The 16542-nt window shown below is 36.1% G+C and carries 18 protein-coding genes; 6 read left to right on the top strand and 12 right to left on the bottom strand.

Annotated features, from left to right (window positions below):
• Positions 1-682: 682 nt before the first annotated feature.
• Positions 683-1414, top strand: coding sequence for a sensor histidine kinase (locus ODZ84_RS10730; RefSeq protein ID WP_266177063.1), 732 nt, complete (start codon positions 683-685; stop codon positions 1412-1414).
• Positions 1415-2062 (top strand): response regulator, encoded by a 648-nt coding sequence (locus ODZ84_RS10735; protein WP_266177064.1) that lies wholly within the window; start codon positions 1415-1417, stop codon positions 2060-2062. It abuts the gene before it with no gap.
• A gap of 363 nt (positions 2063-2425) precedes the next feature.
• Here the strand turns inward: ODZ84_RS10735 and ODZ84_RS10740 are convergent, their stop codons facing one another.
• The 8 genes from ODZ84_RS10740 to ODZ84_RS10775 all read right to left on the bottom strand — a co-directional run bounded on the left by ODZ84_RS10740 (position 2426) and on the right by ODZ84_RS10775 (position 9190).
• The gene (locus ODZ84_RS10740) at positions 2426-3358 is read right to left on the bottom strand and encodes a DUF6624 domain-containing protein (protein WP_266177065.1); all 933 of its coding nucleotides are present in this window, start codon (positions 3356-3358) and stop codon (positions 2426-2428) included.
• A 286-nt stretch (positions 3359-3644) separates the two neighbouring features.
• Positions 3645-4109 carry a hypothetical protein gene (locus tag ODZ84_RS10745; RefSeq protein ID WP_266177066.1) on the bottom strand — a complete coding sequence of 155 codons (465 nt, stop codon included), beginning with the start codon at positions 4107-4109 and terminating at the stop codon, positions 3645-3647.
• Positions 4110-4225: 116 nt separating this feature from the next.
• Positions 4226-5617: an MBL fold metallo-hydrolase gene (locus tag ODZ84_RS10750; RefSeq protein WP_266177067.1), complete on the bottom strand. Its 1392-nt coding sequence runs from the start codon at positions 5615-5617 to the stop codon at positions 4226-4228.
• A 94-nt stretch (positions 5618-5711) separates the two neighbouring features.
• A complete protein-coding gene (locus tag ODZ84_RS10755; protein WP_266177068.1) occupies positions 5712-6194 on the bottom strand; it encodes a DUF6691 family protein in 483 nt (160 codons plus the stop codon).
• Between the two features lie 12 nt (positions 6195-6206).
• Entirely contained in the window at positions 6207-6770 is a 564-nt protein-coding gene (locus tag ODZ84_RS10760) for a YeeE/YedE family protein (RefSeq protein ID WP_266177069.1), read from the bottom strand.
• Positions 6771-6906: 136 nt separating this feature from the next.
• The gene (locus tag ODZ84_RS10765; protein WP_266177071.1) at positions 6907-7701 is read right to left on the bottom strand and encodes a sulfite exporter TauE/SafE family protein; all 795 of its coding nucleotides are present in this window, start codon (positions 7699-7701) and stop codon (positions 6907-6909) included.
• Positions 7702-7770: 69 nt separating this feature from the next.
• Positions 7771-8403, bottom strand: coding sequence for a Crp/Fnr family transcriptional regulator (locus ODZ84_RS10770; RefSeq protein WP_266177072.1), 633 nt, complete (start codon positions 8401-8403; stop codon positions 7771-7773).
• A 241-nt stretch (positions 8404-8644) separates the two neighbouring features.
• Positions 8645-9190: a peptidoglycan-binding protein LysM gene (locus ODZ84_RS10775; RefSeq protein WP_266177073.1), complete on the bottom strand. Its 546-nt coding sequence runs from the start codon at positions 9188-9190 to the stop codon at positions 8645-8647.
• Positions 9191-9520: 330 nt separating this feature from the next.
• On the opposite strand from ODZ84_RS10775, the gene ODZ84_RS23635 reads away from it, so the two are divergent.
• Both ODZ84_RS23635 and ODZ84_RS10780 read left to right on the top strand, forming a co-directional pair.
• Entirely contained in the window at positions 9521-9700 is a 180-nt protein-coding gene (locus tag ODZ84_RS23635; protein ID WP_408612421.1) for an IS3 family transposase, read from the top strand.
• Positions 9701-9978: 278 nt separating this feature from the next.
• Complete coding sequence (locus tag ODZ84_RS10780; RefSeq protein ID WP_266177074.1) at positions 9979-10185, top strand: IS3 family transposase; 207 nt, start codon at positions 9979-9981, stop codon at positions 10183-10185.
• A gap of 77 nt (positions 10186-10262) precedes the next feature.
• On the opposite strand, the gene ODZ84_RS10785 is transcribed toward ODZ84_RS10780, so the two are convergent.
• On the bottom strand, positions 10263-10766 hold the full coding sequence (locus tag ODZ84_RS10785; RefSeq protein ID WP_266177075.1) for a hypothetical protein: 504 nt from the start codon (positions 10764-10766) through the stop codon (positions 10263-10265).
• Between the two features lie 608 nt (positions 10767-11374).
• On the opposite strand from ODZ84_RS10785, the gene ODZ84_RS10790 reads away from it, so the two are divergent.
• Positions 11375-11785 (top strand): VOC family protein, encoded by a 411-nt coding sequence (locus ODZ84_RS10790; RefSeq protein WP_266177076.1) that lies wholly within the window; start codon positions 11375-11377, stop codon positions 11783-11785.
• Between the two features lie 215 nt (positions 11786-12000).
• On the opposite strand, the gene ODZ84_RS10795 is transcribed toward ODZ84_RS10790, so the two are convergent.
• From ODZ84_RS10795 to ODZ84_RS10805, 3 genes are all read right to left on the bottom strand, one after another.
• Positions 12001-12546, bottom strand: a complete 546-nt coding sequence (locus ODZ84_RS10795) for a peptidoglycan-binding protein LysM (protein ID WP_266177079.1) — start codon at positions 12544-12546, stop codon at positions 12001-12003.
• 468 nt (positions 12547-13014) lie between these two features.
• Positions 13015-13560, bottom strand: a complete 546-nt coding sequence (locus ODZ84_RS10800; protein ID WP_266177081.1) for a peptidoglycan-binding protein LysM — start codon at positions 13558-13560, stop codon at positions 13015-13017.
• A 526-nt stretch (positions 13561-14086) separates the two neighbouring features.
• Entirely contained in the window at positions 14087-14632 is a 546-nt protein-coding gene (locus ODZ84_RS10805; protein WP_266177083.1) for a peptidoglycan-binding protein LysM, read from the bottom strand.
• 459 nt (positions 14633-15091) lie between these two features.
• Between ODZ84_RS10805 and ODZ84_RS10810 the strand changes: the two genes are divergently transcribed.
• On the top strand, positions 15092-16243 hold the full coding sequence (locus ODZ84_RS10810) for a PAS domain-containing sensor histidine kinase (RefSeq protein WP_266177085.1): 1152 nt from the start codon (positions 15092-15094) through the stop codon (positions 16241-16243).
• Positions 16244-16542: the final 299 nt, after the last annotated feature.

The following is a 16542-nucleotide window of genomic DNA, read 5'->3' on the forward strand; positions in this document are numbered from 1 at the left end:
AAAGCACTGCACCAGTCCGACTTCAATGTGATCATTGTGGATGATTACGATAGGCTTGAAAACATTAAAAAATAAACAATATAATTCCGGCACTTCCGATGTAGTGCCGGATATTGCTTTTGTACAGCCCGCCGTGACACAATGACAGGATGTGTGTGACAAATTAAAATAGAAAATCGGCTTCTGAAGCGGATCCGCATGAAACCGATGTACCAGGTTTTACCCACCTTAAAAAATTCTGAGAAGAAAACTGCAGTAAATAAGAAATTTCATCTGTGAAGTCAGCACACACGAAATAAAAAATTTTGATTGCTGAAGATAATTATGTTAATTTGCTTCTTACTAAAATCTTATTTAAAGGATATTTTTCTACGCACTTTAATTATCAGTGTAAAAGATGAGACCAAAGCAGTTGAGAGATATCCGGATGCTCCGGCTCGATGGCATTGAAGCAACAAAAAAATAAGAGCGATGTAAAAAAGTATTGGAATTCCTTACGTTGGCTGCCTGCAGACTTCCTGCTAAAAAGGAAATGCCTGCAAGCCGGAATACAGGACTTTTAGCCGAACCCTGCCAGATCAGATAGGATCCGGAAATGGTTTGGCAAAAAATAGGAAAGTAAAGCACAAAATCAGCTTTAAAAATATTGAAGTAGAAATTTTTTCACATTTATACTTACATTATGGACGACCTTATCAAGGAACTGCAGATAAAAATCGAAAAACTGGAAAACGAAATCAGTTTCAAGAACGGACTGATCTCGATCTTATCTCATGACCCCAAAGAACTGTTTGGAAATTTTCTGTGGCTTACAGAAGCGCTGGAACAGAAGACCATCAATGAGGAAGATTTTTTTAAGCTGCTGCCGCACGTAAAAAGTGATGCCCGGAAGAATCTGCAAACCGTTCAGGACAGCATTGCCTGGTTAAAAACACAATACGGAGACTTTAAGATTAAGCCGGTAACAATCATGGTGACGGATCTTTTTCACCATTTAGAAGAAAAATACGCTGCCAAATTAAAAGAAAAAAACATTACATTTCATTTTAAAGGAGATCACCACGCATTTCTTACGACCGATCGATTGTTGCTCGAATATGTTTTGGAAAAAATTTTGGACAATGCAATAAAATACTCTTTTCCGGAAAAACACATTCATTTACAAGCAGTTACAGAACCAGGTCAGGTCATACTTTCTGTAATTGATTTCGGAACGGGAATAGATGAAAAGTATTTATCTGCGATCTATACTTATGATAATCCGATATTCCAGGGAACTGCCGGAGAAAAAGGAGTGGGATTAAGTTTGAAAATTGTAAAAAATTTTATATCCTTGATGCACGGAAACATCGACATCATTTCGTCTGAAAATAACGGAACCACTGTTTCCCTTTTTCTACCTAACTTTAAATAAATGAAGGATTTAAAAGTAAATGTTCGTATTGTTGTAGCAGATGATCATGGGATTGTCCGGATGGGTTTGATACAAACGATCAAACGATTCAGGCCCGATGCCATAATTTCAGAAGTAGAGGATTATAAATCGCTGTACAAAGTAATTCAGAATGAAGAACTGGATCTCGCTATTATGGACGTTAATATGCCTAATGGTACTGTTCAGGAAGCAATAAATTACATAAAAATTCACCAGCCTGAATTAAAAATTCTGATCTTTTCTTCACAGGACGAAGAGCTGTATGGGATGCGTTACCTGAAGATGGGCGCCGGAGGCTACCTGAGCAAGCAAAGCTCCAGTGAAGTAATCGAGGCTGCTTTAACAGCGATGCTTACTAAAGGCCGATATGTCAGTGAGAATGTAAAAGAGGCAATGTTTTTAGAATCATTAACCGGAGCAACGAAAAATTCTCCTTTTGAGGCTCTGTCAGACCGCGAACTGGAAATTGCCAATAAGCTCGCGGAAGGCCTTCCCCTTAAAGAAATTTCCAATCAGCTTAACCTCCATTCATCCACGATCAGCACTTACAAAAACAGGCTGTTTGAGAAGCTGAAAATACGATCCATACCCGAATTGGTAGAGATTCTAAGAATGTATAATCAGTAAATATCCTATCATTTCTGCCTTATTATCCCGCGGAATCAGAGGAATTTTTTACAACATGATAAAACTGACCGGCACCTGTATGAGAAAAGATATAGCCAAAAAATGAAATTACCAGACTCCATATAATGGATTGGTAGGATGATATTATAACATCAGTCGAGTCAATTGGGAACGATATTTATCTATTAATTGTATTCAATAAAAAATTATAACCGGTGAAAAACAAATTGAGCATGTAATAGAGAAAAGGGTTTTAGTGAAAATGACTGGAAAATTATAAATTTAATTTTTAAAACGAATATATAAATGGGAGAGTGTCTCTTTTTTTTCACAGCACTTCCAAACACTGGTCAATAGGCGTTTCTATTTATTTAATTTTTCCAATTCCGGCAGTTCACTTTTGTACTTTTCAACATCCCAAACTAAATTCCAGTTTTTAATATAATCAGAGATTGGACCTAAACCTACTTCTGCCCTCCTTTTATCTACATTGTCAGGATCGATTAATGGTAAAATATATTGAGTCTGGGTATTTGGATTGGTTCCTATCTGGCTTCCGTAAATTTGCTTTCTACCTTCTCTGATTTCTATTCTGTCAATTAACAATGCTAATGAACCCGGACTTGCATTTCCTTTTGTCACCGCTTCCTTCATCATCGGTAAATATTTTTTCTGTGTTTCTAAATCTGAATGTTGAATTACAAGAAATAATGCACTGTTGGCTTGTGCACCAACTTTATCTTTTCCAACCCAACCTTTTTCATCTAATATTTTTCTTACTTTTAATAGATTTACTGAGTCTTTCTGATTGGTGATTTTCCAAAGTTCCTGCATTTCTTTGGAATCCTGACCGAATTTTTTTTGAGTTTCATACATTTGAGTTCTGTATTTTTGGTCTTCGTCAAGAATTGCCAGTAGTTCAGTCTTCAATGGTTTGTCATAATTTGCTTCTATTAACTCTATTTTTTTCTCTAACTTTTCTATTGTTTTCCCCCATTCTTTTTTTGAATGTAAATTTTCTAAATCAGTATCAGAATTTAAGTGCTTTAAATTTGTCCATCCTTGGTCTACTGACAGGTTCAACCATTTAAATGCCTGTTTTGTATTTCCTGCTAAAGATGATGCGCATGCGCCATTATATAAGTGATTGGGATTTTTGCTTTCAATTTTAAAAGCTTTGTTGTACAACTCCGTAGACATTTTATAATCTTTTGCATCATATAATTGATTTGCCTCACTTATTAATTTCGAATAGTCCTGAGCATTAATGCCTGTGAATAAAAATAATAATAACAAAGTATAGATATTGTTTCTCATTTTTCTGTATTGAATTTAGGTATTCAGTTTTTTTAAAATCTCTGATAACGTTTTTGCCGCTTCACGATATTGCCGAAAAGCCAACTGATTTCTTTCTACCAAGATAATGTTTCTCTATGAAAACCAAAAGTTTCTGTAGAGGCTTTCAGAATTTTGATGAAGGGGCTGCTGTTAATGTAATATCCAATACATTTACCAATAATGATAAGTCAACGTTAATGCTTTTAATCTTTCTGCCCACTAATGCAACCCTTTGTGGCAGAAGTCACTTTTTCTGCAAGTTCTTGAGAATTTTTTCTTTATCGTGTTTTGATAAAAGATCTAATATTTCATATTGAGTAAATTCTTGCTCAACATTTTTATATTCTTTAGTGTATTTTGTTTTATTGGCATAATCTTTATCCTTTAAAAAATCTTCTTCCAGGATAATTATTATATAGGTATTTTTAGTTCCCTCATTTGGTTTTGAGACTGGTGGCGGCGGATTATTATCCGGTCCAGATTTCTTGTAATCAGCAGAAACCAGAAATTTTTCAATTTTTTTATTAAGAGTTTTCAGATCAATTTTTTCTCCGAAATTTGTTTCTCCGTTACTGTCAATTCTTATTATTCCATTTCCTTTAAATTCGAAAATAACGATTGAATGAATTCCATCGGTTTTTTGAGCAATCAAATTAGATAGACAGAAGGAAATAAAAGTCAAAGTCAAAAATAATTTCAGTTTATTCATTTTCTTGTTGCGGAATGTGATTTTGTCATTTCTGTTAACTTTCAAATATACGCATTACATCAATCTGATTTATCTTATTGAAGCTATTTATCTACATACATAAATTTATTTTGATCTTAATTTTTTACAGGGTTACCTTTTTCCATCCATTCTTTCATTCCTGCCGAGAAATTTTTCACATTCACAAAACCGTTTTTCTTCAGTAAAGAATAAGCAATCGTCGCTCTATCACCACTTTGACAATGGATAACGATTTGCTTGTCATGGGAAATTTCATCAAGATTATCTTCTAAAGTTCCTACAAAAACGTTCTCGGCATTTTCAATACGACCAGCCTCATATTCAGTTTTATTTCTTACATCTACTATCTGGGCATCATTTCTGTTCAGATAAGATTTGAATTCCTCGATATCAATAATATCAGCCGTCTGCAATTCCATACCTAAACTATCAATACTGTCAACGTAGCCCATCATCTGATCCATCCCGATTCTCATCAGTTTTCTGGTAAGATCCTCCATTTGTTCATCTTGGGCAGCTAAAATAAACGGCTCCGAATAATCTATGATCCAACCCATCCACGTCGAAAAGGAATTATTCCCCTGAATATTGATGCTGTTTGGTATAAAACCACCGGCAAAATCTGCTTTGTTTCTTGTATCAATAACTTTAACTCCGGTGCGGTGCGCTTTTAAAAAAGCTTCTTTCGAAAGCTTCTGATGTTTTGGAACTTGCGTTAACAAAGGTCTTTGCATTTTATTAAGTTTTTTCATCATGGCAAAATACTTTGGAGGCTCAGGCTGTCCATCCAACAGATATTTTATAAATCCTTCTTCATCTTCCTCATAGTGAAAAGCCCAGTTTCTGATTTTCTCATAACCCACCGTCGAACCTGGAACTGCGCCCAGAGATTTCCCGCATGCTGAACCTGCACCGTGTCCGGGCCACACTTGGATAAACTCGGGAAGTTTGCTAAAATCCTGAACAGAGCGAAACATTTCTTGTGCTCCCTTTTCCTGAGTTCCAGTAATACCGGCAGCTTTCTCTAATAAATCCGGTCTGCCTACGTCACCGACAAACACGAAATCTCCTGTAAAAATCATCACCGGCAAGTCTGTTGCAGGATGATCTGTCAACAAAAAGCTTATGCTTTCAGGAGTGTGCCCCGGTGTATGGAGCACTTTCAGGGTAAGGTTACCGACCTCTATCACATTCCCATTCGTTAAACCTATATGAGGAAACTGGTATTGCCAGTCTTTGCCACCTTCATCAGAAAGATATAATTCTGCTCCCGTAACTTCAGCAAGTTCTCTGGAACCCGACAAAAAGTCTGCATGAATATGTGTTTCCGTAATATGTGTAATGGTTAAATGATTCTCTTTTGCCATCTGCAAATAGGTATCAATATCTCTTTTTGCGTCGATTACAATTGCTTCTCCTTTTGCCTGGCAACCGATTAAATAGCTTGCCTGAGCGAGGCTTTTATCATAAATATGCTGAAAAAACATAGAATTATTTTTTTAAATTAAACTTCAAATTTCTTAGTACAAATGTCGGTATTTGTAAAAAGCTGTACCGCTACTTTTGTTACATATCAGTCAATTAATGCGGTAATTTCTCTTTGAAATATCCGTAAACCCATGTTCCTGAAATAGCACTGATCAATGTAACAAGGACTGCCAAAGCTCCCGTTCCGATCTGAGCAAAAAGAGGTCCCGGACAGGCTCCGGTGATTGCCCAACCCAACCCAAAAATTAATCCCCCATAAATCTGCCCTTTATTAAATGTCTTAGGAGCAATCGAGATCTTTTCCCCATAAATCGTTTTGATGTTGAATTTTTTAATGATGAATACTGAAATCATCCCTGTAAGAACAGCACTACCGATCACCCCGTACATAAAAAATGACTGTAATCTGAACATTTCCTGAATCCTGAACCAGCTGATAATTTCTGCTTTCACAAACACCATCCCGAACAAAATTCCTACAATCAAATATTTTATATGATGATACCATTTGTGTTCAAACTGACTTTCGTCTGTACAATTATTATCCTGCTGGCGTATCTCTTTATCTGTTGTCATTTTAATTTTAAATTAGAGTGAAAGAATAATTGGTAAAAGCACATTTGCCATCAGAAAACCACCTGCCATAAAAGAAATTGTGGCTACTAAAGATGGCCATTGAAGATTTGCAAGTCCCATAATAGCATGACCACTTGTACATCCACCGGCATATCGGGTGCCGAAACCTACCAGAAAGCCACCTATGATCATAACGATAAATCCTTTCGCAGTCAAAAGACTCGCAAAACTCATCAGCTGAACCGGAACCAGATGGCTGTAATCGGTAATTCCGTAGGCAGCCAATTCAGCTTTAAGATGAGGATTCACTATGATTGCTCCCGGATTTATCAGGAATTGAGATGTAATAACTCCGCCGAGTAAAATTCCGAAAACGAAGAAAAGATTCCAGAGTTCCTTTTTCCAGTTGTAGTTAAAAAAACTGATGTTTGCAGGAATACAAGCAGCGCAGATATGTCGTAATGACGAACTGATGCCGAAGGATTTGTTTCCTAGAATAAGAAGCGTCGGAACTGTGAGTCCGATTAAAGGGCCGGCCACGTACCAGGGCCACGGTTGTTTAATGATTTCTAACATTATTACTGATTAATTTATTACAAAAATATTTTACTGAATTTCCTGTCACAGTCATCTTATTGATAGAAATAAATAAGATATGGAATTTCAGAATATTTATTAGCATCAACAGAATACAAATAGTACAGCAAAGGGTTTAAAAGAAAATTTCTCTCACGGTGATGTAAACTCCTATCACGAGAATAAACCACCCAAAAGCAGGTTTAAGCTTTTGCCCGTCAATTTTTTTGGATAATTGCGATCCGATTAATATTCCGATGACCGAAATTCCTGAAATAGTAGTAAGTAATTTCCAGTCGGTCACAACAGCGTCCATGGAAGAGAAAAAACCAATTAGAGAATTGAGAGAAATGATGACAAGCGATGTTCCGATTGCCGCTTTCATAGGCATTTTCAGAAGATTAACAAGTGCGGGAATGATCATAAACCCGCCACCGGCACCCACCAAACCAGTCAGAAAGCCAACAGCTGAACCTTCACCTATGGCCATAAATATATTATTTTTCTCTAAATTTATATTTTCCAGTTGCAGTTTTGTGCCTTTCTGAATCATTTTGTACGATGCAAGAATCATCAGGCCTGCGAAAATGAGCAACAGAAAAATATCTTTAGTAATCACTAAATTACTAATGGTAAAAACCTCATTCGGAATCAGCGGAAGTAAAAGGTTGCGCGTTAAAAATATGGAAATGATAGACGGAATACCAAATACAAAAGCTGTCTTTAAATGGACCAAACCTTTTTTAAAATAAGAAACGGCACCTACAATACTGCTTATTCCGACTATAAAAAGTGAATATTCTGTCGCCACAAGAGCATCTATACCGAAGAGATATACCAAAACCGGAACGGTCAGAATACTTCCGCCACCTCCGATTAAGCTTAATGAAACTCCTATTAAAACCGATGCGAGATACCCATAAATTTCCATACTGTCAATTTTATGGTACAAAATTCAGCATCCTGAAAATGCTACACCGCTACTTTTGTTACATAAGCTTTAGAAATCTTCCTGAAGAGTAATTTTATTTCTTCCGAGTTTCAGTTTTCCGGAATCCTCCAATTGTTTAAGCAGTCTGGAAACAACTACTCTCGCAGTGCCCAACTCATTAGCCAATTGCTCGTGAGTGACAGTTATGATTTTTGACTTAAAATTTTCAGATTTCATCTGAATAAGATTTAATAATCTCTCATCCACTTTCTTAAATGCTATCGCATTTATGATATCTAAAAGTTCTTCAAATCGTTTATGATACAGTCTGAAAATATAATCCAGCCACTCCGGATATTCTTTTATAAAAAGAGAAACTTTATCGATGGGAAGAAATAGAATCTCTGTATCTTCTTCTACTTCGGCTTTCACGATGCTTTTCTCATTATGCATTCCGCCAAGAAATGACATGATACAACTTTCTCCTGCTTTGATGTAATAGAGAAGAATTTCCCGGCCATCTTGCTCTGTTCGGATTACTTTAAGCATTCCTTTCATTACGATAGGTATAGCACGGATCGATGAATTTTCATCTAAAATAACATCTCCTTCTTTGTACGTTTTAGTAATGCCATACTGATGCAATTTTTCAATCAGTTCTGGTGACGATAAAAATTCACCATAAAGCATGGATTGTTCCATAATTATTCTAGTCAAATATTTAAAGATACGAAATTTAAGTACAATAATCGCTGTATGCGCAGATATTGGCTCTACCTATTGCTGATCGCTTTATGAGACTTTTTTAGACATATAAAAGTAAGGTTACAAAGAGGTTATCATTCAAAGTTAATCACATCAAAATAACTACACCTATTAGTTAACAAAAAAGCCCTCAACACGCAAAGTGTTAAGGGCGTATATAAAATTCCTATTGTTTTTATTATAAAGCAGTCGCGGTATACGTTACCGTTTGTGTATACGTTCCGGCCGGTTTCCCTAAAATATCAGAAGATGATGATTTCGCCGCTGGAATGGTATAGTCCAGATTCAGCGTCAAGGCGCTTCCAAGAGGAGCATTGGCCACTAAAGTCTGATCCGTTGCCGATAAAACAACTGCGCTTTTTGTTCCGCCCATGGTTCCTGCAGCTGCTGAAGCTTTGATGGTTAAAACATCTACCGGGATCAGATTGGTTCCGTTCACGAAGCTCGCACCGCCTGCTTTCACTTTTACATTAAAGTTCTTTGTTGAGGTTACTTTCAGGGCGTTGGCCTGGGCTACTGTCTTTTCCGAGTTATAATCCGCAGCAGTAGCATAGTTGAAGGCAACAGCACCGGTAATGGCAGTACTTCCCGCATCGATAGAGATGACATCATTCAGGGTGATGCTTACCGTAGTGGTTGCGGTAGTATTCTGAGCCTGAACATTATTAGTTCCCAGTATGAAAGCTCCGATAGTTAAGGCTGCGATGGCGATTTGTTTTATCATGACAGTAGTATTTAATTTTTATTTTTATTTAATTGTTCTCTCTTGAACATGACAAATCTACGGCGGCGATAAAATTTTCCCTGTAGTGGAAAATGGAAGTTCATGTAGTAAAATAACTACACGGATTATTAGTTTACATAGAAAAGAAAGTGTATCACAACTAACGATGTGAGTTTGATCTCGTAAAATGCTTTAGTTGATTTAAAATTTATTTTAAAAATCAAAGGCCCCCTTACGGAAGCCTTTAAAACACCAAATCATCAGATAAGAATACAGACCGACAAATATTTGGATGATGATAAAAAGATCTACCATCATCATAAAGGATGATTGGGATACCGGCGGATCACACTGCTGCTGAAAGAAAGAGGAATTATTATCAATCATAAAACGGTATTGAGATTGATGAAAACCCTGGGATTGAAAAGTGCAATAAGAGCCAAAAAATACAGACCTTACCGCGGAGAACAAGGCATGATAGTACCCAATATTCTGGAGGGGGAACTTTAAAGCAGATCAAGTCAACAGGAAATGGGCAACTGATGTGACGGAATTTAACATCTCTGGAAGCAAATTATACCTTTCACCAATAACTGATCTGTACAACGGCGATATCATCAGTTACGATCTCTTCGAAAGACCTGTATCTGCACAAATGTGAATATGCTCAGAAAAGTTTTTATAAAAAATAAAAAATACCGAAAGCATTATTCTGCATTCTGATAAGGGTTGGCAATATCAGATGAAAGCCTGTGAGTATTTATTGAAAAAAAGTAATCATTCAAAGTATGTCCTGCAAAGGGAACTGTCTGGCCAATGCGGTAATAGAAAACCTCTTCGGAGTACTAAAATTAGAGATGTTCTATACCAGAAAATTTAAGACCACTGAGGAACTGAAAAAAGAAATAAAAGAATATATCAATTACTATAATAACGACAGAATTAGACTTAATCTAAAGGGAAAGAGTCCGGTACAGTACCGAACTCTTTCTTAAAAATATTACTTAATTTTGTCTAAACTTTTGGGGACAGTCTATCTTTCAGGATTTGAAGTTCTGTTCATGAATTATTTTTACTTCTTCGTTTTTCTATTGCTCTTTATTCCATCTTTATTTTTCCGATTGGTAGTATTGTCCATAGTGCTGGTTGTTCCGGTAGTATTAGTCCCTGTAGCATTTAAGGCACCATTTATGGTACCGTTACTATTCATCGTACTATTAGTTCCGTTATTTATCGTACTATTACCGTTTAACGTACCGTTAGTACCATTATTCAATGTACCATTGGTCCCGGTGTTTAAAGTTCCCATACCGCTATTCAAAGTACCATTACTGTTCAGTGTGCCATTGGTTCCGGTGTTTAGAGTTCCCGTACCGCTGTTAAGGGTGCCATTACTGTTCATCGTTCCGTTATTGATCGTGCTGTTGCCGTTCAATGTGCCATTAGTGCCGTTATTGACCGTTCCGCTGCTACTGTTCATCGTTCCGGTATTTGTATTGTTTCTGGGTACTGTCTGCGCAGACACAGTGGAGAAACCTCCTGCTACAAATAATGCTGCTACAATTAAATTTTTCATATTATTATAATTTAGATTGGGTTATATTATGTTAAATACAATTATCATACAAATTAATAGATATCCTGAACTTTATTCTTCCAGGTTACTGTATTAGCAAAATTTTGGATGGAAACTTTCTTTATTATTCAAGTTATACTCAACAATTCTATTACATTGACCAGCCTTATACTACCGGTAAATAATTATTAAATCTTCAGAGTAAAATTTTATAATTTATATCTTGTGTTTATCATTCCTACAGAGAAAGGATTTATTACGTGAATTTAAATCAGGCTAATAAAAGTTAACTCGAAGTGGGCGGTAGCTCAAAAAAATCTTTCCACCGGAATCTATCGTTTTTGAGACTACTATTTTCTGTAAACTACTCGTCAAAATAATATTAATCTCAGAGAATAAATCCATTTTCAAACTTTTTAAAATGCCCAATACTTTCCAAATGTCAACAATTATAATTTAGAATACATAATAAGGATATCATCAAACTGTTCCAATCCAAGTTAAAGAAATGTTTATAATTATTTCATTTACAATTCTAAAATAACGATAACTACTGACAAACTGTTGTCACAAAGTAAGCTTATTTTTGTATCAGAAAATTAAATAATATGAATTTAGTGTCTATTAGAATAATCACTGCCGATATAGAGGCTTTAGTAAAATTTTATGAACACATCACAAACCTGACTTTAAAACGCTTTACTCCTGATTTTGCAGAACTGAAGACGAAAACAGCTACTTTGGCTATTGGAAGTGTTAATACACTTCAGTTTTTTGGTGGTGAAAGTGTCACTCAGGCTGCTCAAAACCATACGGCAATTATCGAATTTATGGTTGATGACGTAGAAAAGGAGTACACAAGATTGGCCCCTTTTTTAGAACCATATATCGTTCAGAAGCCAACGTTAATGCCTTGGGGAAATAAGTCTCTTCTATTTAGAGATCCTGACGGAAATCTGGTGAATTTATTTACTCCAACTACCTCTGAAGGAATTAAAAAATTTAACTTTAAAAATTAAGACTACTTTACTAAATAGCAAAACCACATTGATTAATCGCTGTGGTTTTCACCTTTTAATGTGATCATTTTTTTTATACTTTTTAGACATATAAAGTAAGGTTCAAGAGGTTATCATTCCAAGTTAATCACATTAATAACTACACATATTAGTTAATGTAAAAGCCCTCAACACTTTGCGTGTTGAGGGCGTATATAAAATTCCTGTTGTTTTTATTATAAAGCAGTTGCGGTATACGTTACTGTTTGAGTATACGTTCCGGCCGGTTTCCCTAAAATATCAGAAGAAGATGATTTCGCGGCAGGAATGGTATAGTCCAGATTCAGGGTCAAGGCGCTTCCAAGAGGAGCATTGGCTACTAAAGTCTGATCTGCTGCCGATAAAACAACTGCACTTTTAGTTCCGCCCATGGTTCCTGCAGCTGCAGAAGCTTTGATGGTTAAAACATCTACCGGGATCAGGTTGGTTCCGTTCACAAAGCTCGCACCGCCTGCTTTTACTTTTACATTAAAGTTCTTGGTTGAGGTTACTTTCAGGGCGTTGGCCTGGGCTACTGTCTTTTCCGAGTTATAATCCGCAGCAGTAGCATAGTTGAAGGCAACAGCACCGGTAATGGCAGTACTTCCCGCATCGATAGAGATGACATCATTCAGCGTGATGCTTACCGTAGTGGTTGCGGTAGTATTCTGGGCCTGAACATTGTTAGTTCCCAGTATGAATGCTCCGATAGTTAAGGCTGCGATGGCGATTTGTTTTATCATGACAGTAGTATTTAATTTTTATTTTTATTTAATTGTTCTCTTTTGAACATGACAAATCTACGGCGGCGATAAAATTTTCTCTGTAGCGGAAAATGGAAGTTCATGTAGTAAAATAACTACACGGATTATTCATTGGTTCACATAGAAAAGAAAGTGTATCACAACTAAACAACGTGAGTTTGATCCCGTAAAATGCTTTAGTTGATTTAAAATTTTCCAGGTTTCGGCAAATTTATTTTAAAAAATCAAAGGCCCCTTGCGGAAGCCTTTGAAACACCAAATCACAAAATATTAATATATAAAAAATTTTACTTTTATTGTTTTTTAATCCTTCTTTGACCCATAAGTCAGGTTACAGAGAAGGATTATTTAAATTTAATCAGATCAAAATAATTACACGTATTAGTTAATAGAAGCCTCAGCGCTTTCTAATACTAAGAGCTTATATAAAAATTGTTGTTTATTTTATTATAAAGCAGTTGCAGTATACGTCACGGTTTGTGTGTACGTTCCGGCCGGTTTCCCTAAAATATCAGAAGAAGATGATTTTGCGGCAGGAATGGTATAGTCCAGGTTCAGGGTCAAGGCGCTTCCAAGGGGAGCATTAGCCACTAAAGTCTGATCTGCTGCCGATAAAACTACAGCACTTTTTGTTCCGCCCATGGTTCCTGCAGCTGCTGAAGCTTTGATGGTTAAAACATCTACCGGGATCAGGTTGGTTCCGTTCACGAAGCTCGCCCCGCCTGCTTTTACTTTTACATTAAAGTTCTTGGTTGAGGTTACTTTCAGAGCGTTGGCCTGGGCTACTGTTTTTTCCGAGTTATAATCCGCAGCAGTAACATAGTTAAAGGCAACAGCACCGGCAATGGCAGTACTTCCCGCATCGATAGAGATGACATCATTCAGCGTAATGCTTACCGTTGTGGTTGCGGTAGTATTCTGAGCCTGAACATTATTAGTTCCCAGTATGAATGCTCCGATAGTTAAGGCTGCGATGGCGATTTGTTTTATCATGACAGTAGTATTTAATTTTTATTTTTATTTAATTGTTCTCCTTTGAACATGACAAATCTACGGCGGCGATAAAATTTTCTCTGTAGTGGAAAATGGAAGTTCTTGTAGTAAAATAACTACGGATTATTCATCGGGTATACATAAAGAAGCCCTCAACACTTTGCGTGCTGAGGGCGTATATAAAATTCCTGTTTAAAATAATTTAAGTTGTAAATTCTAGAACATCTCATTTCTGAATCTTGTAAACTGCTTTAGTTGATTTAAAATTTTTCAGGTTTTTGCAAAATTTATTTTAAAAAATCAAAGGCCCCTTACGGAAGCCTTTGAAACACCAAATCACAAAATATTAATATATAAAAAATTTTACTTTTATTGTTTTTTTAATCCTTCTTTGACCCATGAAGTCAGGTTACAGAGAAGGATTATTTAAATTTAATCAGATCAAAATAACTACACCTATTAGTTAATAGAAGCCTCAGCACTTTTAATAGTAAGAGCTTATATAAAAATTGTTGTTTATTTTTTATTATAAAGCAGTCGCGGTATACGTTACGGTTTGTGTATACGTTCCGGCCGGTTTCCCTAAAATATCAGAAGATGATGATTTTGCGGCTGGAATGGTATAGTCCAGATTAAGGGTCAAGGCGCTTCCAAGCGGAGCATTAGCCACTAAAGTCTGATCCGTTGCCGATAAAACTACAGCACTTTTTGTTCCCCCCATCGTTCCTGAAGCAGCTGAAGCTTTGATGGTTAAAACATCTACCGGGATCAGGTTGGTTCCGTTCACGAAGCTCGCACCGCCTGCTTTTACTTTTACATTAAAGTTCTTTGTTGAGGTTACTTTCAGGGCGTTGGCCTGGGCTACTGTCTTTTCCGAGTTATAATCCGCAGCAGTAGCATAGTTGAAGGCAACAGCACCGGTGATGGCAGTACTTCCCGCATCGATAGAAATGACATCATTCAGGGTGATGCTTACCGTTGTGGTGGCGGTGGTATTCTGAGCCTGAACATTGTTAGTTCCCAGTATGAATGCTCCGATTGTTAAGGCTGCGATGGCAATTTGTTTTATCATGACAATAGTATTTAATTTTTATTTTTGTTTAATTGTTCTCTTTTGAACATGACAAATCTATGGCGGCAATAAAATTTTCTCTGTAGTGGAAAATGGAAGTTGATGTAGTAAAATAACTACATGGATTATTTATCGGGTATACATAAAGAAGCCCTCAACACTTTGCGTGTTGAGGGCGTATATAAAATTACTGTTTATTTCCATGCAGTGGTAGGATAAGGTGTTTTTTGAGTATAAGTTCCTTACGTTTTTCCTAAAAGTACCTTTGATGCTCTTGCATTCGAACGTGAATATTGCAGAACTTATTTTTTGATGTCTCAATTTGCTTAGTCGATAGCTTCAAAGCCTTACCAGTAAGGTATTAAACACTCAATATAACATGCATTAATCTACATTAAATTGCCTTCGCTATGCTATTTCTCAGGAAATAAAAGTTTAAACAGGTTCTATATTTTAAATTTGTCTGTAAAAAAATATAAATTTGCCATAATTCTCTTTAAGAAAATATTGATGGAAAGATTTAACGGATTGGAAGAAAAGCAAGCATTGCTAAATGCGATTATTATGTCAAGTGATGATGCCATTGTCAGTAAATCACTTGATGGAATTATTACAAGCTGGAATCCGGCTGCCGAAAGAATGTTTGGATATCTTTCAAATGAAGCGGTAGGCCGTCATATTTCACTGATAATTCCAGATGACAGATTATCTGAAGAGGATTTTATAATAGGTCAGGTAAGATCAGGGAAAAAAGTTGACCATTTTGAAACCATTAGAAAGAGAAAAAACGGTGAACTTGTCCCAATCTCAGTAACAGTATCCCCCGTTATTGATGATTATGGTAAAATTATAGGGGCGTCGAAAATTGCAAGGGATATCAGTGATCAACAAAAAGCACAACAGGAGAAAGCTGAGTTGCTGGATAAATTAAAGGAATTAAATTCTAAAAAAGATGAATTTATTGCATTGGCGAGTCATGAGCTTAGAACTCCATTATCAAGTATGCAGGCATATCTTCAGATTATTCCCAGATTTACTACTGACGAAAAAACTCATTCATTTGTACAAAAAGCACAGGCACAAGCTTTAAAGCTAAACAATCTAATCTCTGACCTATTAGATGTATCAAAAATTGAGGCCGGAAAACTGGTGTTAAAAATTGAAAAATTTAATGTCCGTACTCTATTGGAAGATACTATAGAACTGATAAGACTTTCCGAAAATGATTTCACTATCATTCTCACTACCGATGTAGATTCTCTCTATGTTGATGGTGATGCCCATCGTTTGGAGCAGGTAATTACCAATTTGCTTACTAATGCTATTCGCTATTCAACAGATACAAATCTCATTGAAGTATTCCTAAGCAAAGAAAATAAGCATTTTAAGATAGGAGTAAAGGATTATGGATTAGGCATACCGTCTGATAAGCTCAATGAATTATTCACTAGATTTTATCGGGTTAATAATAAAAAAAATATTTCAGGTCTTGGTCTTGGACTTTATCTATGCAAGGAAATAGTCTCGCAGCATAATGGAAGAATTTGGGCATGCAGTGAACTGAACAAGGGAAGTACCTTCTGGCTACAACTTCCGTGTACATTGAGCTAAATTACCTGTACTGGGATGATAAGAGAACTTAACAACATATCTTCAAGCTTGTACACAAGCTTTTAGAACATACTGTTAAACCTGAAATATTTGATAAAAGGAATTAATAATTTGTAAATCTTTGTATTTTCTGATACTTTATCCACTCTTCAACTGCTAATATAAAATTTCATTTTGATGATTGATTATTAAGTACTTACCTATCTATTTCATCTAACTTTTTTTTGGATTGACGAAACTACCTTTAGATACGTTCAGCAAATCGTCGATCAAAACTTACTTTTTTAAATATTTATCGT

The sequence above is a fragment of the Chryseobacterium fluminis genome, from assembly GCF_026314945.1.
Lineage (GTDB): Bacteria > Bacteroidota > Bacteroidia > Flavobacteriales > Weeksellaceae > Chryseobacterium > Chryseobacterium fluminis.

What these genes read in the sequence shown, in the direction of transcription:
- ODZ84_RS10730 (WP_266177063.1), top strand. Translation starts at nt 683, where the DNA reads ATGGACGACCTTATCAAGGAACTGCAGATAAAAATCGAAAAACTGGAA.
- ODZ84_RS10735 (WP_266177064.1), top strand. Translation starts at nt 1,415, where the DNA reads ATGAAGGATTTAAAAGTAAATGTTCGTATTGTTGTAGCAGATGATCAT.
- ODZ84_RS10745 (WP_266177066.1), bottom strand. Translation starts at nt 4,109, where the DNA reads ATGAATAAACTGAAATTATTTTTGACTTTGACTTTTATTTCCTTCTGT.
- ODZ84_RS10750 (WP_266177067.1), bottom strand. Translation starts at nt 5,617, where the DNA reads ATGTTTTTTCAGCATATTTATGATAAAAGCCTCGCTCAGGCAAGCTAT.
- ODZ84_RS10755 (WP_266177068.1), bottom strand. Translation starts at nt 6,194, where the DNA reads ATGACAACAGATAAAGAGATACGCCAGCAGGATAATAATTGTACAGAC.
- ODZ84_RS10760 (WP_266177069.1), bottom strand. Translation starts at nt 6,770, where the DNA reads ATGTTAGAAATCATTAAACAACCGTGGCCCTGGTACGTGGCCGGCCCT.
- ODZ84_RS10765 (WP_266177071.1), bottom strand. Translation starts at nt 7,701, where the DNA reads ATGGAAATTTATGGGTATCTCGCATCGGTTTTAATAGGAGTTTCATTA.
- ODZ84_RS10770 (WP_266177072.1), bottom strand. Translation starts at nt 8,403, where the DNA reads ATGGAACAATCCATGCTTTATGGTGAATTTTTATCGTCACCAGAACTG.
- ODZ84_RS10775 (WP_266177073.1), bottom strand. Translation starts at nt 9,190, where the DNA reads ATGATAAAACAAATCGCCATCGCAGCCTTAACTATCGGAGCTTTCATA.
- ODZ84_RS10780 (WP_266177074.1), top strand. Translation starts at nt 9,979, where the DNA reads ATGTCCTGCAAAGGGAACTGTCTGGCCAATGCGGTAATAGAAAACCTC.
- ODZ84_RS10785 (WP_266177075.1), bottom strand. Translation starts at nt 10,766, where the DNA reads ATGAAAAATTTAATTGTAGCAGCATTATTTGTAGCAGGAGGTTTCTCC.
- ODZ84_RS10790 (WP_266177076.1), top strand. Translation starts at nt 11,375, where the DNA reads ATGAATTTAGTGTCTATTAGAATAATCACTGCCGATATAGAGGCTTTA.
- ODZ84_RS10795 (WP_266177079.1), bottom strand. Translation starts at nt 12,546, where the DNA reads ATGATAAAACAAATCGCCATCGCAGCCTTAACTATCGGAGCATTCATA.
- ODZ84_RS10800 (WP_266177081.1), bottom strand. Translation starts at nt 13,560, where the DNA reads ATGATAAAACAAATCGCCATCGCAGCCTTAACTATCGGAGCATTCATA.
- ODZ84_RS10805 (WP_266177083.1), bottom strand. Translation starts at nt 14,632, where the DNA reads ATGATAAAACAAATTGCCATCGCAGCCTTAACAATCGGAGCATTCATA.